At 41.4% G+C, this 23,384-nt stretch carries 25 protein-coding genes; 14 read left to right on the top strand and 11 right to left on the bottom strand.

Translation table 11 applies throughout. The features are described 5' to 3' along the window. Nucleotides 1-62 precede the first annotated feature (62 nt). A complete protein-coding gene (gene cshA / locus ACRYKC_RS15465; RefSeq protein WP_433807928.1) occupies nt 63-1,529 on the bottom strand; it encodes a degradosome RNA helicase CshA in 1,467 nt (488 codons plus the stop codon). Nucleotides 1,530-1,756: 227 nt separating this feature from the next. Between cshA and ACRYKC_RS15460 the strand changes: the two genes are divergently transcribed. Further along, nucleotides 1,757-2,671 carry a DMT family transporter gene (locus ACRYKC_RS15460; RefSeq protein ID WP_433807926.1) on the top strand — a complete coding sequence of 305 codons (915 nt, stop codon included), beginning with the start codon at nt 1,757-1,759 and terminating at the stop codon, nt 2,669-2,671. Between the two features lie 57 nt (nt 2,672-2,728). Then, nucleotides 2,729-3,586 carry a DegV family protein gene (locus ACRYKC_RS15455; RefSeq protein WP_433807924.1) on the top strand — a complete coding sequence of 286 codons (858 nt, stop codon included), beginning with the start codon at nt 2,729-2,731 and terminating at the stop codon, nt 3,584-3,586. Nucleotides 3,587-3,678: 92 nt separating this feature from the next. Here ACRYKC_RS15455 and ACRYKC_RS15450 read toward each other — a convergent pair whose 3' ends face one another. The 4 genes from ACRYKC_RS15450 to ACRYKC_RS15435 form a co-directional block, all read right to left on the bottom strand. After that, a complete protein-coding gene (locus ACRYKC_RS15450; RefSeq protein WP_433807922.1) occupies nt 3,679-4,365 on the bottom strand; it encodes an alpha/beta hydrolase in 687 nt (228 codons plus the stop codon). A gap of 82 nt (nt 4,366-4,447) precedes the next feature. Next, nucleotides 4,448-4,828, bottom strand: a complete 381-nt coding sequence (locus tag ACRYKC_RS15445) for a YppG family protein (protein WP_433807920.1) — start codon at nt 4,826-4,828, stop codon at nt 4,448-4,450. A 94-nt stretch (nt 4,829-4,922) separates the two neighbouring features. Next, complete coding sequence (locus ACRYKC_RS15440; protein WP_433807918.1) at nt 4,923-5,204, bottom strand: glutaredoxin family protein; 282 nt, start codon at nt 5,202-5,204, stop codon at nt 4,923-4,925. Nucleotides 5,205-5,336: 132 nt separating this feature from the next. Next, on the bottom strand, nt 5,337-5,969 hold the full coding sequence (locus tag ACRYKC_RS15435) for an SDR family oxidoreductase (protein WP_433807916.1): 633 nt from the start codon (nt 5,967-5,969) through the stop codon (nt 5,337-5,339). A gap of 145 nt (nt 5,970-6,114) precedes the next feature. Here ACRYKC_RS15435 and ACRYKC_RS15430 point away from each other — a divergent pair, with 145 nt between their 5' ends. Next, nucleotides 6,115-7,212, top strand: coding sequence for an SDR family oxidoreductase (locus ACRYKC_RS15430; protein ID WP_433807914.1), 1,098 nt, complete (start codon nt 6,115-6,117; stop codon nt 7,210-7,212). Between the two features lie 53 nt (nt 7,213-7,265). Here the strand turns inward: ACRYKC_RS15430 and abc-f are convergent, their stop codons facing one another. The 3 genes from abc-f to ACRYKC_RS15415 form a co-directional block, all read right to left on the bottom strand. Next, nucleotides 7,266-9,137, bottom strand: a complete 1,872-nt coding sequence (abc-f, locus tag ACRYKC_RS15425; protein WP_433807912.1) for a ribosomal protection-like ABC-F family protein — start codon at nt 9,135-9,137, stop codon at nt 7,266-7,268. Between the two features lie 270 nt (nt 9,138-9,407). Continuing rightward, nucleotides 9,408-9,878, bottom strand: a complete 471-nt coding sequence (locus ACRYKC_RS15420) for a MarR family winged helix-turn-helix transcriptional regulator (RefSeq protein ID WP_433807910.1) — start codon at nt 9,876-9,878, stop codon at nt 9,408-9,410. Nucleotides 9,879-10,162: 284 nt separating this feature from the next. After that, nucleotides 10,163-11,092 carry a YegS/Rv2252/BmrU family lipid kinase gene (locus ACRYKC_RS15415; protein WP_433807908.1) on the bottom strand — a complete coding sequence of 310 codons (930 nt, stop codon included), beginning with the start codon at nt 11,090-11,092 and terminating at the stop codon, nt 10,163-10,165. A 266-nt stretch (nt 11,093-11,358) separates the two neighbouring features. Between ACRYKC_RS15415 and ACRYKC_RS15410 the strand changes: the two genes are divergently transcribed. The 4 genes from ACRYKC_RS15410 to ACRYKC_RS15395 all read left to right on the top strand — a co-directional run bounded on the left by ACRYKC_RS15410 (nt 11,359) and on the right by ACRYKC_RS15395 (nt 15,381). After that, nucleotides 11,359-11,802, top strand: a complete 444-nt coding sequence (locus ACRYKC_RS15410; protein WP_433807906.1) for a MarR family winged helix-turn-helix transcriptional regulator — start codon at nt 11,359-11,361, stop codon at nt 11,800-11,802. A 3-nt stretch (nt 11,803-11,805) separates the two neighbouring features. Continuing rightward, nucleotides 11,806-13,188 carry an MATE family efflux transporter gene (locus tag ACRYKC_RS15405; protein ID WP_433807904.1) on the top strand — a complete coding sequence of 461 codons (1,383 nt, stop codon included), beginning with the start codon at nt 11,806-11,808 and terminating at the stop codon, nt 13,186-13,188. A gap of 236 nt (nt 13,189-13,424) precedes the next feature. After that, on the top strand, nt 13,425-14,096 hold the full coding sequence (locus tag ACRYKC_RS15400; RefSeq protein WP_433807902.1) for a hypothetical protein: 672 nt from the start codon (nt 13,425-13,427) through the stop codon (nt 14,094-14,096). A gap of 19 nt (nt 14,097-14,115) precedes the next feature. After that, a complete protein-coding gene (locus tag ACRYKC_RS15395) occupies nt 14,116-15,381 on the top strand; it encodes an efflux RND transporter periplasmic adaptor subunit (protein ID WP_433807900.1) in 1,266 nt (421 codons plus the stop codon). Nucleotides 15,382-15,511: 130 nt separating this feature from the next. Here ACRYKC_RS15395 and ACRYKC_RS15390 read toward each other — a convergent pair whose 3' ends face one another. Beyond that, nucleotides 15,512-15,721, bottom strand: coding sequence for a hypothetical protein (locus tag ACRYKC_RS15390; RefSeq protein ID WP_433807898.1), 210 nt, complete (start codon nt 15,719-15,721; stop codon nt 15,512-15,514). 360 nt (nt 15,722-16,081) lie between these two features. On the opposite strand from ACRYKC_RS15390, the gene ACRYKC_RS15385 reads away from it, so the two are divergent. After that, on the top strand, nt 16,082-17,113 hold the full coding sequence (locus ACRYKC_RS15385; protein ID WP_433807896.1) for an LLM class flavin-dependent oxidoreductase: 1,032 nt from the start codon (nt 16,082-16,084) through the stop codon (nt 17,111-17,113). 81 nt (nt 17,114-17,194) lie between these two features. Here the strand turns inward: ACRYKC_RS15385 and ACRYKC_RS15380 are convergent, their stop codons facing one another. Continuing rightward, complete coding sequence (locus tag ACRYKC_RS15380; RefSeq protein WP_433807894.1) at nt 17,195-17,455, bottom strand: DUF2164 domain-containing protein; 261 nt, start codon at nt 17,453-17,455, stop codon at nt 17,195-17,197. Between the two features lie 55 nt (nt 17,456-17,510). Here ACRYKC_RS15380 and ACRYKC_RS15375 point away from each other — a divergent pair, with 55 nt between their 5' ends. Continuing rightward, entirely contained in the window at nt 17,511-18,125 is a 615-nt protein-coding gene (locus ACRYKC_RS15375) for an MSMEG_1061 family FMN-dependent PPOX-type flavoprotein (protein ID WP_433807892.1), read from the top strand. Here ACRYKC_RS15375 and ACRYKC_RS15370 read toward each other — a convergent pair. Further along, complete coding sequence (locus ACRYKC_RS15370) at nt 18,122-18,709, bottom strand: class I SAM-dependent methyltransferase (RefSeq protein ID WP_433807890.1); 588 nt, start codon at nt 18,707-18,709, stop codon at nt 18,122-18,124. The genes ACRYKC_RS15375 and ACRYKC_RS15370 overlap by 4 nt on opposite strands. Nucleotides 18,710-18,874: 165 nt before the next feature. On the opposite strand from ACRYKC_RS15370, the gene ACRYKC_RS15365 reads away from it, so the two are divergent. From ACRYKC_RS15365 to ACRYKC_RS15345, 5 genes are read left to right on the top strand one after another with little or no spacing between them, the layout of a single operon-like run. After that, entirely contained in the window at nt 18,875-20,113 is a 1,239-nt protein-coding gene (locus tag ACRYKC_RS15365; RefSeq protein ID WP_433807888.1) for an ABC transporter substrate-binding protein, read from the top strand. Beyond that, nucleotides 20,094-20,951, top strand: coding sequence for an ABC transporter permease (locus ACRYKC_RS15360; protein ID WP_433807886.1), 858 nt, complete (start codon nt 20,094-20,096; stop codon nt 20,949-20,951). The genes ACRYKC_RS15365 and ACRYKC_RS15360 overlap by 20 nt, the downstream gene beginning before the upstream one ends. Beyond that, a complete protein-coding gene (locus ACRYKC_RS15355) occupies nt 20,951-21,760 on the top strand; it encodes an ABC transporter permease (protein WP_433807884.1) in 810 nt (269 codons plus the stop codon). Before ACRYKC_RS15360 ends, ACRYKC_RS15355 begins: the two co-directional genes overlap by 1 nt. After that, the gene (locus ACRYKC_RS15350; protein WP_433807882.1) at nt 21,757-22,722 is read left to right on the top strand and encodes an ABC transporter ATP-binding protein; all 966 of its coding nucleotides are present in this window, start codon (nt 21,757-21,759) and stop codon (nt 22,720-22,722) included. Before ACRYKC_RS15355 ends, ACRYKC_RS15350 begins: the two co-directional genes overlap by 4 nt. Then, on the top strand, nt 22,719-23,363 hold the full coding sequence (locus ACRYKC_RS15345) for a TVP38/TMEM64 family protein (RefSeq protein WP_433807880.1): 645 nt from the start codon (nt 22,719-22,721) through the stop codon (nt 23,361-23,363). The genes ACRYKC_RS15350 and ACRYKC_RS15345 overlap by 4 nt, the downstream gene beginning before the upstream one ends. Nucleotides 23,364-23,384: the final 21 nt, after the last annotated feature.

Here is a 23,384-nt window from a genome sequence, read left to right as displayed (position 1 = left end):
AAATGATAAAAGTTTACGTACGCAAAAAAGCCAGACCTTATCAGGCCTGGCTTTTGTTATCTTTATTTAGCGTTAGAGTTGCGTCCTTTGTTCTGGTAGCCGCGTTTCCCTTTGAAATTACGGTTGCGGGATTTATTCTTCGGATTGAAGTTACGCTTGCCGCCTTTTCCGTATTTCTTGCCTTTATTCTTGTCGCGTTGAGCATTTTTCACGCTGATTGGCTGAACACCAGACAAACGAACAGGCACTTCGCTGCGCTCTTTTGTCATCATCTTCAGAGCAGAAGCTAATAAATCAGAAGCATCATACTGCTCGAGAAGTTCGTTTGCAGACTGCTTATAGTTGTTCAAGTTGTTATTGTTCATTGTTTCAATAAGTTTTTCGACTGCAACTTTTTGTTGACCACGCGCTGCTTCTTCTGAAGAAGGTACTTTCAAGCGCTCTACTTTCTTCTTCGTAAGCTTTTCAATCAAGTGCAGCTGATCTTTTTCACGTGGTGTTACAAAGGAAATAGACTCCCCTTTGCGTCCGGCACGACCTGTACGTCCAATACGGTGGACATAGCTTTCTGGATCCTGTGGAATGTCAAAATTATACACGTGGGATACTTCAGAGATATCCAGACCACGAGCAGCTACGTCTGTCGCTACAAGAATCTCGATACGTCCACGTTTGAATTTGTTCAATGTAGACATACGTTTTCCTTGAGTCAAGTCTCCGTGAATTCCCTCTGCGCTGAATCCACGTGCCTGTAGACCATCAGCAACCTCATCTACACGACGCTTCGTACGCCCAAAGACGATCGCAAGAGCTGGATCGTGAATATCAAGCAAACGAGTCAAAGTATCGAATTTATGTTTTTCAGGAATCTCTACATAGAATTGCTCGATGTTTTCGACTGTCATCTCTTTCGCTTTAACTTTGACTTCTTCTGGGTTGTTCATCAAAGTTGTTGCGATATCGCGAATTTCTTTCGGCATCGTTGCTGAGAATAGAAGTGTCTGACGCTCTTCCGGAAGAGCTTTCAAGATATCACGGATATCGTCGATGAAGCCCATGTTGAGCATTTCGTCGGCTTCATCAAGTACAGCTGTGTGTACGTTTTGAAGCTTGATTGTTTTACGACGGATGTGGTCAAGCAGGCGTCCTGGTGTTGCTACAACGATATGGTTGGATTTTAATGCACGGATTTGACGCTCCATGTTTGATCCACCGTAAATCGGAAGTGCACGAACCCCTTTGCTCTTTCCAAGTCGGTTCATTTCTTCTGCAACTTGAATGGCAAGCTCTCTTGTTGGTGCAACGACAAGTCCTTGAACACCTTTTACTTGCTTATCAATTTTCTCAAGCATCGGGATACCGAATGCTGCCGTTTTACCTGTACCTGTTTGAGCCTGGCCGATCACGTCTTTCCCTTGAAGCCCTAGAGGTATTGTTTGTTCTTGAATTGGCGTTGTTTCCTCAAAACCCATGATGTCTAAGGATTTTAGAATAGGTTGTGATAAACCTAGTGATTGAAATGTTGTCAATTATTTCATGCTCCTTTAATTTAAAATCTTCTACCTTTATTTGCTTATATACATGTAAAAAAAGCCATCCGCCACAGGGCACTGGATAGGCTTCTCTGGTATCTGCCTGATAGATTCATTCATCATAACACACATAACACAGTTAATTCTACACATTTTCACTATGCTTTTCAAACGTAACAATGATAAAATGAGTGCAACCTGATATTGAAAAAAGGAGGGCATCCATGGATAAGCCTCCATTTCATCCATATATAATTTTATTAATCGGGGTTCTATCCATTTCCACGGCAGCTATATTTGTAAAATTGGCCGGGGACACCCCTACTTCCATTATTGCTTTTTACAGATTATCCTTAGCAGTTATCATTATGGCTCCTTATGTAGTCTGGAAACATTCAGATGAACTAAAACAAATCCACAGAAAAGATTGGGTGCTTGCCGTTTTATCTGGTGTTTTCCTTGCTTTTCATTTCATCTTTTGGTTTCAGTCTCTAAATTATACGTCTGTCGCCAGTTCAGTCGTTCTCGTATCTCTACAACCGATATTTGCTTTTATTGGTACGTATATATTTTTTAAGGAGCGTTTTACTGTTGGAGCAGTCCTCAGTCTGATTATTACGATCACAGGAAGTGTCATCATAAGCTGGGGTGATTTCCAGATCAGCGGACTGGCACTACTCGGTGACATGCTTGCTCTGTTAGGTGCCTTTACGGTCACTGGCTACTTTTTGCTTGGACAAAATTTGCGGAAACGCCTTTCGTTAATGACTTATACGTTTATCGTGTATGGAATGGCTTCCTTAACATTATTGCTTTATAACCTGTTTGTTAATCAACCATTTACAGGATATGGTGGAGAGCAATGGATTATTTTCTTTGGATTAGCTATTATTCCAACCTTTTTTGGCCATTCATTATTCAACTGGACATTGAAATGGCTAAGTACTTCAACAATATCGATGGCCGTGCTGCTTGAACCGATAGGAGCTTCTATACTAGCTTATTGGATTCTTAATGAAGGAGTAACCTGGTCGCAATGGCTTGGTGGGTCCATCGTTATTTTTGGATTGATGATGTTTATTTTCAGTACTACGAAAAAAGTAAAGCCGAAAATTACACACGTTACGAACAGACAGTAATGCCGGCTTTTTTTGTTATAATAAAAGCACGACCAATACTCGAGAGCAGGTGAATGAATGACTATCAAAATTATTATAGATGGCGGAGGAGATCTTCCCGACAGCATGAGAGAGCGCCATAAGGTTATAAACGTACCTTTGAACCTCCATTTCGGGGAGGAACAATACAAAACCGGTGAAACCATTGATCTGCCCACCTTCTATAAGAAATTAAAACAATCGGACGAGCTGCCGCGCTCTTCTTCTCCAAGCCCAAATGATTTTTATGAAAAATATAAAGAAGTGGACCCGGCGGAGGATATTCTTGTTCTTGCCATGACCCGCGGGCTAAGCAGTACGTATGACAGTGCGGTGATCGGAAAAAACATGCTGCTTGAAGAAGAGCCTGACCGCCGGATTGCTGTATTGAATACTAAAACAGCCTCCTGCGGGATTGCGCTCCTGTTTCGTGAAGCCACGGAAAAAATCGAAGAGGGTCTCGAATTTGAAGCTGTTGTCGAACATATGGAAGAACGAATTGAGAAAACGACAACTTTATTTATTCTAAAAACGTTGGAAAACGTTATTAAAGGCGGTCGTTTGGATAAAGTAAAAGGAGCGCTAGCCAAAACGCTGAATATTAAGCTGTTAATGAAAGCGAGCGACGACGAAGGATCAGTAGAAGTAACTGAAAAAGTAAGAGGGAACAAAAAATCCATACGAAGATTTGTGGAGCAGATCGGCGAATATGCCCATAATCTTGAGGACCGTGTCATCGCCTTATCTCATTGTAATGATGAACCTAGAGGAAGGAAAGTGCTTGAGAACATTCGAGACAAGTACAACTTCAAGGATGAATTATTTATGGAGACAGGGCCGCTCATCTCTACGTATGCTGGTGAAGGCGGACTGGTCATTGCCTTTTTCAAAGACTAATAAGAAAACGTCAGAGGTTGATAAGCTCCTCTGACGTTTTTTAATGGTTTATTCTTTGTGATAGTGTTCATACTTATTTCTCCCCCTGTTCTTTAACCTAAGAACTCTAAAACCTTTTGACACAGCTCGTCCCTATCGTCTCCATGGCAAATAAGATGTTTGGATTGCTTCAAAAACACCAATTCTTTATCTTCAGCGGGTATTTCCTCATTTAAGAACTCAGCAGCCTTACGAGGGACCATTCCATCGAGCTCTCCTTGAACGATCAATACAGGACAATGAACTTGTCCGAGATATGGCCTTGTAAATTGGACACATTTCATAAATTGAATCGTTGAAAAAAGGTACGTATCCTTCATTTTCTTCTTGTAGCGCTTGAACAGTTCGTTTGTGCCCAATGCTCCTTTCCAGGCGTCCATCACCATTTCACCAATGTCCTTAAGCATTTGAGAAATACTAATATACTTCCCGGCCGCAGATAAAAGAACTAGCCGCTCAATATCATATTTGGCCGCTAAATAAGCAGCGATCATACCGCCCATAGAAAATCCTACAATCACTACGGTATTATTTCTTTCAAGCAAACCCAATAAGGCTAACTCTGCTGTTGCAATCCATTCTTGATAATAATGACCTTCTAAATCCAGGTCCTCCCCATGTCCAGGCAAAGTTGGATTGGCTAACTCCCAATCCGTTCTATTCTTAAGAAAATCAACCAGGGGCTGAACTTCCTCAGGACTTCCTGTATAGCCATGAATACATAAACAACCAACGCTCATTTTCCTGCCTCCGACTTTTTTAAACTCGCAAAACATATCATCATTATAGAAAAATACGCGCTACAGCAAGTGGCAGCGCGTGTTATTTAATACCTTTTACAAACGATCCGATTCCTTTAACGATAGGACTTACTTGCTTCACTGTTTTCATGACTTGCCCTGTCGTTGACATCATTTTATCAAGATCCAGCTGTCCTTCTTCATCCTGGAAATAATTCATAAATGATTTAGGAATCGCACCTACGTTCATAGAAGAGTTCGCATTTCCATTTTCAGTATAACCTGCGTTGTTGTAACTATACATATAGGGATTTTGGTAAGTGTACATGCTCTGTTGAGGAGGGATAAAATTCCACTCATTGGCGTAATTTTGGACCTCAGGCTGATAATAAGGATAACTTGCCGGCATACGGTACCATTGAGACCATTGCTGTTGATATTGATTTGGATAATAAGAATACATAGGGGTTCCACCTTTAACGTGTTTACTTCAGCCTATGTAATCGCAAGGAAAAGAGTGTAAAAAAAAAGCAAGTGATATGGGAATCACTTGAGTCTTAAGAATAGTTCATAACGTCTTTATCAAAAAAACGTTCTTCATAGGGAATCCCTAAGATACGTTTTAATTTCCGTTCTTGATAACCTAATATTTTTTCGCCATCAACAAAAGTTGCGGGTGTACCATAAATTCTTTTACTTTGAAGCTCTTTGAAATGCTCTCTATTATCTGATACATTCCGTTCTTCAAAGTCTACACCCCACTCAGAAAGCCTAGCAATCACGTGTTCACACTGGGTACAATTACGACTGATGTACACTACAACCTTCGAATTATTCATAGGTGACCCTCCCTTGACAACTACTCTCTCTATTTATTACAGTTCGTTACCCGAAATTAATAATTGTAAAACACATTTTTATGATAAATTGTACCTAGTGTGATGTAAAGAGGCAATGGAACCTCTTTACTTTTAGTAAGCTAATACGTCTTCTAACTGCTGGACACCGCTGATAAGATCGAAGCTCTTGTTTTCCGCTCTCGGTACAGACAATAGATAGACGAGCGTTTCAGCCACATCTTCTCTTGGAATCTCACCAAAATCATTAATGTGCTCCTCAAGCTTTACCTTGCTGGTACCCGGCTCATTAGTTAACATGCCAGGTCGTACAACTGTATAGTTAAGACCTGAATTTTTCAGATATTCATCTGCACGGTGCTTTGCATATAAGTAGTGTCTAAGTCCATCTGGGCCTTGTTCAGGTCGGTCTGCTGCCATTGAACTTAGCATCACGAAGCGCTGCACACCAAAATGTTTGGCGTGGTCTACGGCTTTGATCGCTCCTTCCTGATCGATAAGAATAGTCTTATCCGCACCCGTATCTGGACCGGAGCCTGCGGCAAAAATAACGGCGTCTACGCCATAATAAGCTTCCTCAAAACCTTTTTCCAAGTCACCAAGAACAGTCTCAGCGCCTACTTCCTCAAATTGCGGGACTTGATCAGGATCACGTACCATTGCAACAGGTGTATGGGAGGATTCCATTAATTTTTTCACAATATGTTTTCCTACTTTTCCGTTTGCTCCAATGACTAGTACTTTCACTACATTACCTCCTTGTTCTTTATGCTTTCTTCTCCTGTTTTTCCCCGACTATACCAATCATAAACAGATCAACCGTCTTCAGGAAGGATTTTACACTTCCCTTAAAGAACTGATAAAGTAAACGATCATTCAGGAGTTGATGTGTGTGGCAAATACGTATGTGTTTTCTGGTTTCCCAGGATTTTTGGCATCCAACTTGGTGAAGGAGATTTTCTTTGAAGGTTATCCAGTAGACCGGATCTATTTGATCCACTTACCTTCATTGAAAGAGCAAGCGCTCGGAAGACTTGAGGAGCTTTCTGAAGTGATGTACGTAGACACTGACAAATTAACATTGGTCGAAGGAGATATTACCTTAAAAAGTCTCGGCTTAGAGAAGGATATGAATGTAATCCTTCAAAGAGATGTTACCCACTTTTTCCACCTTGCTGCTCTTTATGACCTTGCCATACCCTTGCCCGAATCATGGAATGTTAATGTACAAGGGACCCGGGAAGTCAATCGCTGGTTGAAAAATTGCTCACAGTTAGAACGGTACATATACTTCAGCACAGCTTATGTATCTGGTAGAAGGGAAGGAACAATCTATGAACATGAACTTATTCACAATCTAGGCTTTAAAAACCATTACGAATATACAAAATACGAAGCGGAACGGCTTGTAGAACAAGAAAAAGCTCATCTTCCAATCACGATTATTAGACCTGGCATCGCCATTGGCGAATCTTCCACAGGGGAAACAGTCAAATTTGATGGCCCTTATTTTATATTGAATATGCTCGATCGCTTTAAAGGCTCACCGCTCATTCCTTATTTCGGAGAAGGAAAAGCTAAAGTGAACCTTGTGCCTCAAGACTATGTACTAAAAGCGACGACTTACTTAGCTCACGTATATAAAGGAGAAGGAAAAACATATCATCTGACAGATCCTTCTCCTTACACCGCCAGAGAGATCTATAAAATGTTTTCAGAAGCCTTTATAAACAAGGAACCTAAACTTACTCTCCCTACCTTCATGGCGAATCGTGCTCTCAAACTACGCCCCCTTAGAACCTGGGTTGGGATGCAACAGGAAGCATTGGCCTACTTTAACTGTGAAAGTGAGTATGATACCACAGAAACACAGAAAGATTTGAAAGGTTCAGGCATCACCTGCCCAGATCTTGCCGTTTACCTTCCCGCTATCATCGAATATTACGAGCACCACAAACAAAACAAGCGCAAGCATGTGAGTATTTTTTAAATGTAGATCCCTATAAAAAAGGCAGCGGATGATTCCGCTGCCTTTTTACTCTCCTATCCCATCCAACGTTCATACAACTGCTCAATCTTATCTGTCAGCGCCTCTTTTTCCGTCTGCCATTCCATTAATCGTTCTGCATTTTCTTCTTGTAACATTTGTTCTTCAATTGCACCTAAGGATTTTTCCAAGTGTTCGATCTCTTCTTCAATGGAAGGCACCTGATTGGGGTTGGCATTCGGATTCTCTCGTTTTCCGCTCTTTCCCTGTTCTTTCGTTTCCGCTTCTTGCTGGTTCAATTTTTGAGATTCAAGCAGTTCCATCCAGCGGTCTCTCGTTTCATCATACGCTCCTATATATCGGTGAAGCTTTCCATCAACCAAGTAGGCGGTGTTAGTAAAACACTGATTTAGAAAATAACGATCGTGAGAAACCCCTATAACTGTTCCTTCAAACTTACGGAGGGCTTCCTCGAGGACTTCCTGAGACTCAATATCGAGATGGTTTGTTGGTTCATCCAATATAAGCACGTTAATGCCCTGATGCATAAACACAGCCAATTTCAACCTCATTTGTTCTCCGCCACTCAAATTTCGGATCTTTTGGAACACATCGTAGCCGTAAAACATGAACCCGGCCAAAATATGACGAGCAGTTCCCTCCGTGACCGTAATCATAGATCTGAAATAGTCGATCATCCGCTGATTGCGGTCTACATCATATAGTGGATTTTGTGGCAAATAACCAATCTGTATGGAAGGTCCAAGCTTGATTGCGCCCGCATCTGGCTTTTCCTCATCAAGGAGTAGGCGGAGGAGCGTCGATTTTCCACTTCCATTGGAACCTACAATTGCCAAACGGTCTTTATAGCGGACATGCAGATCGACCTGCTTCAAGATCGAACGGCTGCCATACATTTTTTGGATCCTTTCCGCGACTACAATGTCTTTGCCTGTTCTTCCTTCAGCATTCAACGATAAGTTCATCGTTTTTGGATCAATTACCGGGCGATCTAGTTTTTCCATCCGTTCAAGTGCCTTCTCCATACTTTTTGCTTTTTTAAAAAGCTTAGGATTCGGAGGATTGGCCTCATTTGCCCATTGCCGCAGTCTCCGGATGGCTTCTTTCATTTTCTTGATCTTTTTTTGCTGCTCTTGATATTGATGGAACTCTGCCAGAAGTTTTTCTTCTTTTTGCTTTTCAAAAGATGAATAATTGCCTTTATAGACATCAACTTCCCCAGACTCCAAATCCATGATTGTAGATACGACACGATCGAGAAAATAACGATCGTGTGAAATGATACAAATCGCTCCTTCGTACTGTTTCAGATAATCCTCAAGCCATTCAATCGCCTGCAGGTCCAAGTGGTTGGTCGGTTCATCTAATAAAAGTACATCTGGTTTTTCCAACAAAAGTTTAGCTAATCCCAGCTTCGTTTTTTCTCCTCCGCTCAAATGGGAAAACGGCTGGTGAAGCAGGTGGCCGATATTTAGTCCATTCGCCACCATATCAATGGATGACTCCATTTCATATCCGCCTGCCTGGGTGTATTGGTCCTGCAAGTCGCCGTAAGCTGTTAGGGCCTTTTCCATTTTATCCGGATCTGTCATTTCCTCTTCAAGTTCTTTCATACGCTTCGTCATCTTAAAAAGGGCTTCAAAAGCTTTTTCTAAATAAGTTCTCCCTGTCCCTTCCCATTGGTCAGGGATTTGCCTCAGATAGCCTATACTCAAACCTTTTTGAATGAACAGGTCTCCCCTATCCAGTTGTTCTTCTTTTGTAATAAGTCGGAAAAGGGTGGATTTTCCGCTCCCGTTCCTGCCTACTAGTCCGACCCTCTGTCCTTCCCGCAATTCAAATTGCAAGGAATCAAAAAGGACACGGCCAGCTACGATTTTATATACATCTTTCATTGTAATCATCATTATTTTTTCCTCCTAAAGACAAAAAAAGTCAGAGGTCCCGTTACCTCTGACTTTCTTCAGCGTCATTTGCTTATTAATCAGGTATGAGACGTTACATTTCTTCCATTATTCAGCTGTAAAATTGGACATACGTGTCCCGTTAACAGCTGAATCATGAGTTTGCGCACGGCGGATGTAATTCATTTGGAATCCAACAACGTGCTTCTGTAACATCTTCATACCCTCCTTTTGTCTTTAGAATTAACATTAGTATATCTTATTTTCAGAAAACTAGCTACCCTCTTTTTGTTGATCAGCGTATGTCCCGAGTTTCTTCAATAACACGATCGCTTCAACTTTCTCGTCATCTGTTAAGCCTGAAGTAATCGCTTCGATCTGCTTCCAATGATCAGGAAAAATGCCATGCAATAGGTCACGGCCTTTTTTGGTGATGGCCGCATAAGTAATTCTTCGATCTTCTGGACAAGGGATTCTTTCCAGATACTCTTTTTTCTCAAGTTTATCTACTACATACGTAATGCTTCCGCTTGCGAGCAAAATTTTCTCTCCAATTTTTTGAAGAGGTTGATCGCCCTGGTGATAAAGTAATTCAAGCACTCCAAATTCGGTAGGATTTAATCCGTATCGCTGGATATCATCCTTAACGAGATCAGATATTGCTCTCTGTGCCTTTGATAAAACCACAAACAGCTTCAACGAAGGGTCTTCTTTTTTCTTACGGTACATGTCTTGTTCGCTCATCTCTTTCGCCCTCTCATCCTTTTTTACAATAAAGCTAGTATAAGTTGAAAAAAATTAAGCTGTCAAACCATCCTATTTTGTAATCTTGCCAACTCTTTTGGAAGGAGTTTGAGATGGATGCCCTAATAATGATAATGAAAAGAAAGCGGTGGCAAAAAGTGCTGAAAGATACAGGTGAACCCGTCACTCCCGAATTCTTTTATCAGGTGTGCTGATTGAACCACAAAGAGATGAAGTCTATCACCCTTTAGGAGTAGCGATTTGCGAAAAATAGCGGACTTGGCTCAAGATTCATCATTGGAGAAAAGCTGAAAACCTGTGGAACCACCGCTTAGAAATGTAAAATGGTCAGTCATTACTTCAATAGAAGCCGGGGTTTCCCCTTTAATTTCTCCATCCATATCGATTTCCTGAGAGGAATCCACGTCAATCTGAATTTCCTTTCCACGACGGTGATGAAGTTCCTGAAAGCGGTCTTCATCCGCCCAAGGCCGTTTCATTGTCATCAATTCTTTGAATAAGGTCAGGTTAGAATTTTTTATGATGAGCACGTCCAAATTTCCATCATGAAGATCGATTGTAGGAACAGGTACCTGCCTCGTACCGATAAACCGACCGTTCATAACAAGGATCATAACGGCATCTCCTTCTAAACGCTCTCCATCAACATCAATCGTAAATTCAAAAGGTCTTGCATCTCCCATTGTTTTTAACGCGCTGATAAAATAACTCAAAACACCTAAGCGACTTTTTTGCTCTTCGTTAATATTAAACGATGTTTGTGTAACTAGTCCGATTCCCCAGAAATTGATGAAGTACTCTGACTCTGTTTTCCCGGCATCTACGGATACTTCTTCCCCTTCCATGATAGCTTCGGCTGCCTGTTTTAGATTTTGAGGTATGCCTAGCACACGGCTGAAATCGTTGCACGTGCCGGCAGGGAGAATACCAATGATCGGCCTTTTCTCAAGTACCGCTAAGCTATTAATACACTCATGCAAAGTTCCGTCTCCACCTAAAACGAAAAGCACATCGATTTTAGCTGCTTGATCTTTGCAGACAGCGTCCAGTTCCTCAATGGATTGGGTTTGGATGACTTTCAACTCTTTGAAATATGGTGTAAGTACATGTAAAGTTTGCGAGAGTCCCTGCTTCAGTTCATTGCTCTCTGAATTTCCGTTATATATAAAAAGTCCCTTTTCGTACCGAGCCATTCTTATCATCCTTTCCCTACAGTTATGATTTACTAATCCCAATCAATTGAAACCATTTCTAAAAAAATAGTATGTATTCCTTTCCGACTAGTCTTACCTCTTCTATTCCCCTTATTTTACTATGTCTTTTTCACCAACACTACAATTGAGAGGTTTCTGGCTCGCCATTTAATTAGTTGCCTAATCATTTTTGGACAATAAACATATTTATTTACAGAATAATCAAGCTGGATTATACTTATATTTGTTTAGGAGGCTAAGTAATTATGAGTGATCGAAACTATAATGATTCCTTAGGATACAACATCCATATGGTCTCACATTTCATACAGAACTTATATAATGAAGAACTCAGTCAATATAACCTGACCCATTCACAGGCAAAAGTGATCTATCTTCTTGCTAAACATGGGGATCAGACCCAATCTGATTTGCAGAATAAGCTCCATATTAAAGCATCTTCAATGAACGGAATTGTGGATTCTCTCCTCAAACATGAGCGAATCCAAAAAGTTTCCTGTTCAAAAGACAAACGTTCAAAATGGATTACTCTTACAGAGAAGGGTCTTGAAATTCATGGAAACATTTTAGGGATTATTGATGAGATCGAATCAGAAGCTTCTCATGGACTTAGTGAGGAAGAACAAAAAATCATGGTTTCCTGGTTGAAAAAAATGCAGAACAATTTGAAACCATCGGGGAGGGATTAATCCATGAAACAACAGAGTCAGCGCTTAGGAACTCAACCCATTCCTAAATTACTTGCAAATTTATCTATTCCAGCCATGATCGGAATGTTCGTCATGGCTTTGTATAATGTTATTGACACTTTGTTTATTGCCAGAGGGGTCGGAATACTAGGGGTTTCCGGTGTGAGTATTGGCTTCCCTGTCATGATGATCTTGATGGCAATCTCAGCTGCTGTCGGTATCGGGGGTGCTTCTGTCATCTCCCGTCGTTTAGGGGAAAACAAAGCCGAGGAAGCGAACGAGGTTTTCGGAAACATTTTGTTTACGATCATCATTATTAGTGTCATCGGCTTTGTCAGTGCTTTCGCTTTTCTTGAGCCAATGCTTAAACTGTTCGGAGCTACGGAAAATATTTTACCTTATGCGAAGGATTATTTGTTCCCAATCATGCTGGGTTCCATTTTCTTTTCCTTTGCATTCACAACAAACAGCATTATCCGATCAGAGGGTAACTCACGCTTTGCAATGATTACAATGATCATTCCTGCTGTATTGAATATCATCCTTGACCCGATCTTCATTTTTGGACTGGATATGGGAGTACAAGGAGCATCTGTGGCGACAGTTATTTCTCAAGCATCGGTCAGTGTTGTAGTACTCTTTTATTTCCTTCAAGGGAAATCATCGCTCCAGCTATACACGGCTTATTTGAAGCCAAAATTTAATGTGTTAAAAGAAGTCATTTCAATCGGAATGCCTGCATTCATCCGTCAGGTATCAGGAAGTGGAATGATGATTGCAATTAATCTAATGCTCATCAAATTCGGCGGTGAATTTGAGGTCGGTGTCTTCGGAATCGTACAAAAGCTTTCGATGTTCACGATCATGCCTATGATTGGTGTTTTGCAAGGGATGCAGCCAATCATAGGGTATAACTATGGAGCCAAACAGTATGACCGTTTAAAAGAGACAATTCTCCTTGGGATGAAAGTAGTTACAATCATTTCAGCAGGGATTTTCATATTGATGATGGCGTTCCCTGAAGGGCTCATGCAAATCTTCACAGGGGACGAAGCCACGATCGAGACCGGAGCTCATGCAATGAGAATTATGTTTGCTCTTGCTATTCTTATTGGTGCCCAGGTTGTAAGTGGAGGGCTATATCAAGCCCTTGGAATGGCGAAGCCTGCATTGATCCTGTCCATGGCTCGCCAAGTAGTATTCTTGATACCACTAGTCCTGATCCTTCCTCACTTCTTTGGGGTGACGGGAGTGTGGCTGGCTTTTCCCATTTCAGATCTTTTATCATTCATCCTGTCTGTCGTTTTCTTATACAAAGACAGAGCATTATTCTTTAAAACTAAAGAAGATTTACCAAATCAATACGAAACAGCCCCATCCCCTTAATAACTCTCAAAGCACGGCGTAAGCACACGTCGTGCTTTTGTTTTAGAAATCTATCCCCAGGGCTTTTCCAATAATTTCAATGATCTTATAGCATGGTACGACAAATTCAGTTAAAATGAATAGAGAATAGACACATATTTCGTTCTTCTTTCGTGTAATCCTGACTATATTTTTACAGGAAGAAAAAGAACGCTGCTACATATGCAACTGGACTACATAGATAAAGGATGGACTTCATGACTTATTCCGTGAATTTGATTAAACTTTTTTTGCGCCGTGATGATCATCTATTCAAACTAAATGAGGCTGAAAGAATAAAGAATGTATGGAATCTATTATTCTTCTTACTCGTTTTAACGGTTATTACATACACATGGTCGGCCTGGCTTGGCTTGGGTTCAGAGGCGATTTCAGTCAATATGACAGGATGGAACCGGGTCGAATACGAATTTAGAAAAATATGGTTTGTGATTGGACGAGCTGCCTATGCTCTCATCATCTACCTGTTCATCCTGTTTATTTCATCGTTCTTTTACTGGTTATTTAATGATGTTTCCTATAAACGGTTATTCATCATTCAAATGAACGTGTTAGTGATCATGCTCATCGAGCGAGTGACCTGGGTTCCTTTGGTGATATTTGCAGGAATTGACTGGTATGTGTCCCCCTTTTCTCTAGGTGTCATCGCTTCGTACATAACAGAGCTTGATTGGGTCATTTACTTTTTCGGCGCCATTTCCCTCTTCCAGCTTTTTGTCATTTGGTACCAGGTGAAGTGTATTTCATGGCTTTCTTCAACAAAAAAAGGCTGGATATGGACCGGTGTTATTTTTTGGCACATTCTACTATGGGCAGGAACAGCAGCTCTCTCCTACTACGACCTGTTTCTTCTTCAAATCATCAAGTAAGAAAAGGTGTGTATCATTAATGAAAAAGAAGAACTATAAAGGCAGAATCATCGGCTTAGTTATTATTGCTTTTGTCACGGCAAATGCATTCCTGATTTACTTCGATGAAGATCATGAAAAGGTTGACCGTAAATCCTATGTTAACGAGTGGTCACAGGCGATTACCTATGGTCTGTATGAAACCCTTGATACGGAGGGGGTTTTTGCCTCACAAGAATCCGAAGAGATTTATTTCAGTCAGGAGGTCGGAGCATTTCAAGAGTTTCTCGTTGAAGAAAATCAATCCGTCAGCGAAGGAGATGACCTTTACACCTACGAAGTTCTGAATTATGAACAGCAGGAAAGCAACCTTGAAGGCGAAATTACACGTCTCGAAGAAGAAATTACTGCGGCTGAGGATTACATAGATGAAATTGAGAATTATGAGGTCCCTCAACCCGAGAACGACAACAGCAGCTCTTTATTCAATAATTCAGATGATACTAGTGATTCTAGTAATTCAAGTGAGCCTCCAGAGTATGTAGAAACGGAATTTCAAAAACAGAGTAAGTTAGCGGAGCAAGAAGCGGAACTAACAAAGAAAGAAGCCATGCTTGAAATGGCAGAGGATCAACTTGATCAGCTGCAGGAAGAAGGACAGGCCATTACCGTTACAAGTTCTTTTTCAGGTACCGTTACCGATATTTCTGAAGAATTGAATGCACCTCTTCTAACTTTGAAGTCTACGGATCTTCAAATTGAAGGGAAGTTCAATGAAGACGAAAGGAAAATGGTAGAAGAAGATATGGCTGCACGCATTGAGGTGGAAGATTTAAACCTTAAATTAGAAGGTACATTATCGTCGATCCATAGTTTTCCTGAAGAAGTGGAAGTCCATCGCTCCAGCTACTATCCGTTTGAGGTAAACATAGATGAAACAGAAGAACAGCTTTTGCCAGGCTATCATGCAGATGTAGATATTGTTACGGCTGAGGCGATCGGAGCAGTCACCGTCATGGAAGATCTATTACTGACCGAAAAGAATTTATATGCATGGGTTATGAATAGTGAAGGACAACTAGAAAGACGGGCTGTTACTACAGGAATTAACGATAATGGCCTGATCGAGGTAACGGAAGGGCTGCAAGAAGGAGAATGGCTGGCCTATAAACCAAAAGATGAATTTCGCCGTCAGGTTCCATTCATAACTCCGATTAAACTGCGTGATCTGGACTTTCAGGACATAATCGATGTCGACCAAGACACCCTCACAACCTATGGTCTTCTAGGCCTTCTTGCTAGATAGACAATAAAAGTGTTCCTCCTTCCTATAAGAGGAACACTTTTTTGGTTAAATAGCTTGATTATTTGTGAAAGCCCAGTGATCAATAAGATGCACATCACGCTAAGCCATACTGAAAGACTTGTTTCGAGACTTATGTATGCGTAATGGTGATGGGAAAAACGACTCCCTTTCCGTGGGCATGTGCTGAGCCTCCTTTGACTTCGTCTTCCGGGGTATCACCTATCATGTTCATCCCACAGGAGTCTCGCCGTTCTTCCCATCCCCATACAATATGAAGTAGCTCTAAACTATCTTTTATGGAATGGATTTTATGCGGCTGGTGATCTCTTGATTCCAACATTTCACCTGACTTATTCCAATTATAGGATTATTACTCAAGGCAGGCTTTTAAGAACTATTTATAACTAGGGGCGTTGGGGAAGGGTGAGACTCCCGCTGGAGAAGGAAATAGGCGAGATCCCACAGGGCGCAGCCCGAGGAAGCTCGCCATTACACCGCAGGAAAGCGAATCCTTCCCCAACGCCCCTAAACTTCCACACATATTAGACCTCAAGTCTTCCAGATAAATGCTATTATATATGGCTAACCACAGGTTCCTTAATTAAAACCAAATAGCTAAAGTCATATATTTGCATATCCTAAGTTCACATGGGACGATAGAATAAAAGACAAACTTGAATAACAAAGGGGGTAATCAAAAATGAAATTAAGCGTACTGGACCAGTCCCCCATTTTATCCGGGATGAATTCTCACGAAGCTTTTCAGCAAACGACGGAACTTGCGAAGTTTACAGATCGATTAGGCTATCACAGATTCTGGGTCTCCGAACACCATAGTACGGAGACTTTAGCTGGCTCATCTCCTGAAATACTGGCTGCTCATCTAGCCGCCCACACTGAAAATATCCGCATTGGAACCGGAGGAGTCCTCCTTCCTCACTATAGTTCTTATAAGGTAGCCGAGTCGTTTAGGGTATTGGAAACTCTCCACCCGAATCGGATTGATCTAGGCGTAGGGCGAGCACCTGGAGGCATGCCAAACGTAAACCTTGCCCTTAACGGTGGAAGCGTACCTAATGTGGAAGGCTATCCGGGGCAAATTGAGGAATTAATGGCCTATCTACATGGTCAAGATCCACATGGCATGGATATTTATGCGACGCCTAGAGGAGAAACATCCCCCCCAATCTGGATGCTTGGTTCAAGTGGGACAAGCGCCCGGCTTGCAGCTGACTTAGGAGCTTCCTACTCATTTGCCCATTTTATCAATGGACGTGGAGGCACGAGAGCGGTTGAGCGTTATTTCAACTACTTTACTCCTTCCATGCAGCAAAGTGAGCCGAACGCGAACGTATCCATTTTCGTCGTTTGCGCGGATTCAGATGAACATGCGGAGTATTTGGCTTCTAGTCTGGACCTTGCTCTTTTGAAAATTGAACAGGGAGGAAAAACTACTCATTTCCCTACCCCTGAAGAGGCGCTTCAGTACCCTTATTCATTTTTTGAGGAACAGCGCATCCAAGAAAACCGTAACCGTATGATTGTAGGTTCTATAGAGAAAGTAAAGGAACAAATAGAAGATTTGGCTCAGATTTATCACGTTGATGAGATTATTATAAATACGATTGTGACGCCATTTGAAGATCGCCTAAGATCCTATGAACTTTTAGCAGAGGCCTTCCAATTACGTCAAACAGAGACCACCAATTTCAAAAACTCTGGCAACTACTGAAAACCGTATAACTACGTCCAAGAAGAAAATCCTCCGTCATGAAACTTTTTTGACGGAGGATTCGTTATTCAAAAAGAGAAATTATCTTTTAGGACGGCCAGCAGGTCTTTCTAAAGAGAGCAAGTCTTCATCCAAGTTCATAACTTTTTGTTCCACCATTCGTCTTGAGTCATGAATTGCTTTGTTGTATAAAAAAGGGCCTAGTTCATCCACCATGTATTGGACAAGCTGGTCTGCAGCCAGTTCGCCGATTTTCTCGTCCCTTTCTAATTCAAAGTATTCCTGTACCCGCGCAATGACGTATTCTCTTTCTTCTTTTTTTAATGTGTTCAAGTTATCCACCCCTCTTAACCTTATCCTAGCATAAAGCGAAAATTACTAAGGAGTGGCTTCTACTATGAAAGAAGCTTATGAAACCGTATCGACCGTTGAAGAACTGGAACAGCTGCAAGGAACTCCTGGCCGTTTGGCCAAGCATAAAGTGATTCGACCTCTTGATGAACATTGCCTGGACTTCCTTCAACACTCCCCTTTCGCCGTTATCAGTACGTCAAATGCAAATGGAGAATGCGATAGCTCCCCACGGGGAGATGGACCCGGTTTTGCTTATATTTTAGATACCCAACATTTTGTACTGCCTGAGCGAATGGATTCGATAAGAAACTTGCTTGAAAATGAAAACGTCGGTCTTTTATTCATGATTCCAGGCTTAGAGGAAACTCTCCGAATAAATGGAAAAGCAAAAATCATTAAAGATTCCACGATTCTGCAACATCTTGAAGAGAAGGGGCATATTCCGAAAATCGGCATTTTAATCTCAGTAGAAGAATGCTATTTTCACTGCGCCAAAGCTTTAAAACGCTCCCACCTCTGGAATTCAGATCATTGGCCAGATTTACGTAGTCTTGCAAAGCCGGCTAAAATGATGGCTGCTCACACAAAACTAGTTGACTTTAATGAAGCGAAAGTCCAGGATGCTTTCAACGAGAGTTATACGAGAAGGCTTTATTAATTCATCCCTACGGCACAAACCGCATTATTCGGATTAGAAGGCTTTATAAATATTTCAATGTTTTGAAAGCCAGCCTTATGAAGGAGTGTTTTCAGCTGACCTCCAAGGACATCTGTTGTATCGTCATCTGCTCCTTCCTCGTGAGGTTGGATCGTTAAGGCAATCTTTCCTCTTTCCCTTAACAAAGAACGTAAATGAGTAAGAGTTTTCACAGGATCCTTCCAAAAGGTGACATTGTTAATCGCATAAATTTTCTCTAAGGGCTGATGAAACTTCATTAGCTCACTTGCTTCCCCGTTCCTTAGGTAAATCTGTTTCGGATTTGACACCTTACTTAATCTCCTTAACGCTGTTTCCAGCATGGCTTCAGAAGGATCGATTCCAAATAGCTCAACTCCTTTATATTTAGCCGCCTTCTTTAACGCTTCCGCTGGACCAAATCCTACCTCAAGAATACGGTCATTCTCTTCTATTGTAAGAAAGGATAACGTCCATTCGTTCAGTTCACTGTTCTCCTGCACCATAAACCATCCTGCACATTTTCCAAGAAAGCCTTTAGGTTTTGAAAATTGTTCGTACAACAACATTATCCCTCCTCTTAGATCTACCATCCCATTCCCTGTTCTTTCCATGCTTATGCGCTCTTCCACTATTAATTATTTCCCAATCGGCAGCAATGTTTGTATGATAGATTACAGTAGATCGATTAGGGAAGGTAGTAAAATAGACATATGCAAGGGGGACACCCAATGAATAAAATCGTGAGCTTATTGATCGGATCTTTTCTTCTGGTATTGACCGCATGCGGAGAACAGGGATCATCCGAACAAAACCTTTCAACGGTCACAGATAAATCGTGGACAAATATAGAGTCTGCAGCAGAAAATACGACAGTACGCATGTTCATGTGGGGCGGAGATGAAGGCATCAACCAATATATAGATGAATGGGTTGCCCCACGTCTTAAAAAGAATTTCAACCTCACCCTTGAGCGGGTGCCTATGGATACAGGAGAAATCCTGCAAAAACTCCAGACAGAAAAACAAGCAGGAAAAAGAGACGGAACGATCGATATCATATGGATTAACGGAGAGAATTTCAAAAACGCTAAAAATAACGGATTACTGGCAGGCTCATTCGCCAAGTCACTTCCTAACTTTAATGAATATTACCAAACGAATGATCCTGCTTTTCAAACTGACTTCGGGACAGAAGTGGAAGGAATGGAAGCTCCCTGGGGAAAAGTTCAATTCGTTTTTCACTATGACTCTTCCAAAATCGATTCCCCTCCCGCTTCATTTGAGGACTTAAAGACATGGATCAAAGAAAACCCTGGAAAATTTACTTATCCAAATGCCGAAGATTTTACGGGGAATGCTTTTCTTAGACATATCCTATATGCCAATGCGGAATCTCCATCTGACATCTATGAGCAGCCGCTGGAGAAAGAACAAATAGCAGAAACAGCGGAGAAATCCTGGAGTTATCTGAATGAGATAGAACCTGACCTTTGGCGCTCGGGAGAGCATTACCCGAATACCTTGACAGAACTCGACCGTTTATATAGTCAAGGAGAAGTATGGATGACCATGGGATATAATGAAGCTCGTGCAGAGTCCTTAATTGATCAAGGGGTTTTTCCTGAATCAACACGCTCATTCGTAATGGAACCGGGTTCTATAGGAAACACCCACTTTCTTTCTATCCCCTTCAATAGTTCAAACCTTGAAGCATCTATGACAGCGATCAACTTCATGCTTTCGCCAGAAGCTCAGCTGGCTAAGTTAAAACCAAACTATTGGGGAGAAAATACACCAATCAGTATCGAAAAGTTACCCGATGAAATGAAAGAAGCCTTCCGATCTGTAGAAAGAGGACCGAGTGTATTGAGGCAGAAAAAACTTGAAGAAAGCTTTATACCAGAGGCAGAGGCTGCTTACGTCGACTGGATGAAAGAACAGTGGTTCAATGAAGTTGTCCAGAACTAAACCGCTTCTCCTGTTACTTCCAAGCGCTCTGTTTTTGCTCCTTCCTTTTTACGGATTATTTGCAGCAGTTTATCAAAGCTTACACAAAAATGGCTCGTTTACATTGGAACATTATCAGAAGCTACTTGAATCAGATCGGTTTTTAACATCAGTTATTTTCAGTTTAAAAAATGCATTGATTGCTACACTGCTCTCTTTAATCATCGGGATCCTATTGACACGATTTTTTTACAAGTATTTAGAGAAGTACACACCCCGCTTGATCGTCTGGCTGCCAATGCTCTTTCCCCATTTTGTATGGGGGTATATGGTGATTCTCTTATTATCGGAATCAGGTTTAATCTCTCAATTACTACAAACTGGGGGATGGCTGAATGATAATCGTTCTTTACCTGTCTTAACGCGTGACCCTTTTGGTATAGGGATTATCCTTACGTATGTATGGAAAGAGGTACCTTTCGTCGTTCTCATGCTTCTGCCCGTATATGCATCAATTAAACCTGAATATTACGATTTAGTCCGTACACTCGGGGGAGGTTTATGGAGAACATTTACGTCTGTTGAATGGCCATTTATTCTGCCGGTGTTGATCGAAACTTTCTTAATTATATTTTCTTTCACAGTCTCAGCTTACGAAGTTCCGGCTTTACTTGGCACGACATTCCCTGAGATGGTATCTGTCCTAAGTTATGATTGGTTTTACGGAAGCAGCTGGGAAGACCGGCCGTTAGCATTTGCTGCTATGATTACTCTTAGCTTATCGATTCTTTTGATGACGTGGGCAGGGTATGCTTGGATGAATAAGAAACGGTGGAAGGCTTTGAGAGGAAGATTCTGATGAATTCTACTACGATTAATCGAATAATTTTCTACCTTCTCGCCATCGTTTTGTTTGTAGGACCTGTTCTGCTCCTGATTTTGCAAAGCTTTAGCCAAACATGGCGGTTTCAAGCGGGAGAAGGTATAAATTTTCAATGGAAGAGCTATCAAATTCTCTTATCTGACCCGAAGCTGTTAGAAGCTTCCTTATCATCCATAGGGATCGGGGCAGGCGTGCTGCTTGTTAATCTAATTTTAGGTATAAGTACAGGAAAAGCATTGGCTCTACTTTCCTTTCGAGGGAAATCATTCGTAGAAGCTATACTCCTTTCTCCTATATTGATTCCTGTATTAGCTATTGCCATGGGGCTTCACTTATTTATGATTCGGATAGGAGTAGCGGATACCTTATTAGGTGTCACTCTTATCCACCTTGTTCCTACCGTACCTTACAGTATTAAAATCTTTCATAATGCTTTTCATCAATTGGGGAAGCACCTATTCGAACAACCTTTAGTATTAGGAGCCTCTCCTTTTTACCAATTGTTCACTGTAGAGCTTCCCTTGATGAAACCTGCTCTAAGGAGTGTAACGTTTCTAACCATTGTGATCAGCTTAAGCCAGTATGCAATCACAGCCATAATCGGTGGAGGACAGATTATTACCTTGCCGATGATTTTCTTTCCGTTTCTCGATACGGCGAATACTTCAGTGTTGGCGGCTTTTTCTGTCTGGTTCGCTATGATTCCGCTCAGCTTATACCTAGTGATGGAGGTATTCATTCTCCTCCTCCCTTATTCACGCATGCCATGGAGGAATAGAAAATGACAACCGCTTTGGAAATTTATCAGTTAACTAAATATTTTAATCAACAGCCAATTTTGAAAGACCTAAATTTCAAACTAAATAAAGGTGAGGTTCTGAGTATAGTAGGTCCCTCAGGCAGCGGTAAAACTACTCTATTAAGGATTTTAGCCGGGATCGAAGCCCCCACAAAGGGAAATATTCTTATGAATGATCATGAGATAACAAATAGAAAAGCAAACAAACGGAACATCAGCCTCGTCTTTCAGCAGCCTTTGTTATTTCCGCATATGACTGTAATAGAAAACATAAGATACGGGGCAAAACTGGCAGGAAAAAAGGATGACTCTAAAATCCAACAGCTGCTTGAAGCTATTGAAATGAGTTCCTATAAAAATTTTTTTCCAGGAGAAATTTCAGGGGGACAGCAACAGCGGGTCGCTTTGGCAAGAGCGATGGCTACAGGTCCGGAAGTCATCCTGTTCGACGAGCCTTTCAGCAGCTTAGACCCCAATTTGAGAAATGAATTAAGGTTTTGGGTGAGAAAATTTTTAGAAGAGCATTCCATTACCTCCCTATTCGTCACTCATGACATAGAAGAGGCGATGATTATGGGTGACCGCGTTGGCATATTTCATGAGGGGATATTCCAGCAAATTAATCAGCCTGAATTCCTTCACGAATATCCGGCAAACGCTTTTGTCGCTAACTTCCTCGGCGGGCATATCATTATTGATAAGACAAAGCACGTTCCATTGAAGGATATTACTCTTAATCCTTCTGAAATTGATGAGGACACTATGGTTCTGAAGGGATGGATACAGCATACCACTTATCAGAACGGGCTTGCATTTCATCATATTTTAGTCAGTGATCTGAACCAAAAAGTTATTCTTCCTAAGAAAACGCCTGAAGTCGATCAACATGTTACCTTATATGTACCTGTTGCCAGCATCCGAGAATTTACTGGGGGTAAGCATGAATGAAGCTCAAAAGTGTGGTAAGAGCTCTTATATTCCTCATCGTTTTTATTGCCATCGCATGGTTTGCTCGTCAGCAATTCGATGTTTCTGCTGATAACATCAGAGCCTATATTCTGTCTTTCGGAATCTATGGTCCGCTCATCTTTATGGCGATTTATGCTATCGGTCCAATTATAGCTTTTCCTACTTCTGTACTGTCTCTCGCTGCTGCTTTTGCTTACGGAATATGGCCAGGGATGCTGTACATTGTTATCGGAGCAACCGCTGCCGGAGTAACTGGATATGTAATGGGAAGGTTTTTCGGAGACTCAGTGGTCAAGTTCCAGGAATCTAAATGGGCCGAAAAGATTTATTACAGAATGAAGGATAAAGGTTTCCTCTATGTTTTCATTCTCCGTCTCATTCCTATTGTCGGTTTCGATATCCTCAGTTACCTTGCAGGGATGACAAGGGTTAAATTAGGACCGTTCGTCGGGGCAACCGTGTTAGGTATGCTTCCTGGAACATTTGCTTACAGTTTGGTAGGCACAAGCTTAGCAAGCGGAGATCGTACGTTGATTCTTATTGCTCTTAGCGTATTTGTTCTCTTATTAATGATGACCTTCTTATTTCGTAACAAAGTACGTCGCTGGTTGAACTTATAAAATAAGCGTTTGGTCCATCCA

It is taken from the genome of Halobacillus sp. A1-3 (assembly GCF_050971765.1).
GTDB classification, from domain to species: domain Bacteria; phylum Bacillota; class Bacilli; order Bacillales; family Halobacillaceae; genus Halobacillus; species Halobacillus mangrovi_B.
This window is presented reverse-complemented; position numbering and strand designations above follow the sequence as displayed.

Bases quoted from the DNA above. Each gene is read 5' to 3' on its own strand.
- ACRYKC_RS15360 (WP_433807886.1), top strand. From the start codon at position 20,094: ATGAAGTTGTCCAGAACTAAACCGCTTCTCCTGTTACTTCCAAGCGCT.
- ACRYKC_RS15415 (WP_433807908.1), bottom strand. From the start codon at position 11,092: ATGGCTCGGTACGAAAAGGGACTTTTTATATATAACGGAAATTCAGAG.
- ACRYKC_RS15345 (WP_433807880.1), top strand. From the start codon at position 22,719: ATGAAGCTCAAAAGTGTGGTAAGAGCTCTTATATTCCTCATCGTTTTT.
- ACRYKC_RS15395 (WP_433807900.1), top strand. From the start codon at position 14,116: ATGAAAAAGAAGAACTATAAAGGCAGAATCATCGGCTTAGTTATTATT.
- ACRYKC_RS15385 (WP_433807896.1), top strand. From the start codon at position 16,082: ATGAAATTAAGCGTACTGGACCAGTCCCCCATTTTATCCGGGATGAAT.
- ACRYKC_RS15365 (WP_433807888.1), top strand. From the start codon at position 18,875: ATGAATAAAATCGTGAGCTTATTGATCGGATCTTTTCTTCTGGTATTG.
- ACRYKC_RS15450 (WP_433807922.1), bottom strand. From the start codon at position 4,365: ATGAGCGTTGGTTGTTTATGTATTCATGGCTATACAGGAAGTCCTGAG.
- ACRYKC_RS15400 (WP_433807902.1), top strand. From the start codon at position 13,425: ATGACTTATTCCGTGAATTTGATTAAACTTTTTTTGCGCCGTGATGAT.
- ACRYKC_RS15355 (WP_433807884.1), top strand. From the start codon at position 20,951: ATGAATTCTACTACGATTAATCGAATAATTTTCTACCTTCTCGCCATC.
- ACRYKC_RS15390 (WP_433807898.1), bottom strand. From the start codon at position 15,721: ATGTTGGAATCAAGAGATCACCAGCCGCATAAAATCCATTCCATAAAA.
- ACRYKC_RS15410 (WP_433807906.1), top strand. From the start codon at position 11,359: ATGAGTGATCGAAACTATAATGATTCCTTAGGATACAACATCCATATG.
- ACRYKC_RS15420 (WP_433807910.1), bottom strand. From the start codon at position 9,878: ATGAGCGAACAAGACATGTACCGTAAGAAAAAAGAAGACCCTTCGTTG.
- ACRYKC_RS15460 (WP_433807926.1), top strand. From the start codon at position 1,757: ATGGATAAGCCTCCATTTCATCCATATATAATTTTATTAATCGGGGTT.
- ACRYKC_RS15445 (WP_433807920.1), bottom strand. From the start codon at position 4,828: ATGTATTCTTATTATCCAAATCAATATCAACAGCAATGGTCTCAATGG.
- abc-f (WP_433807912.1), bottom strand. From the start codon at position 9,137: ATGATGATTACAATGAAAGATGTATATAAAATCGTAGCTGGCCGTGTC.
- ACRYKC_RS15375 (WP_433807892.1), top strand. From the start codon at position 17,511: ATGAAAGAAGCTTATGAAACCGTATCGACCGTTGAAGAACTGGAACAG.
- ACRYKC_RS15440 (WP_433807918.1), bottom strand. From the start codon at position 5,204: ATGAATAATTCGAAGGTTGTAGTGTACATCAGTCGTAATTGTACCCAG.
- ACRYKC_RS15455 (WP_433807924.1), top strand. From the start codon at position 2,729: ATGACTATCAAAATTATTATAGATGGCGGAGGAGATCTTCCCGACAGC.
- ACRYKC_RS15405 (WP_433807904.1), top strand. From the start codon at position 11,806: ATGAAACAACAGAGTCAGCGCTTAGGAACTCAACCCATTCCTAAATTA.
- ACRYKC_RS15350 (WP_433807882.1), top strand. From the start codon at position 21,757: ATGACAACCGCTTTGGAAATTTATCAGTTAACTAAATATTTTAATCAA.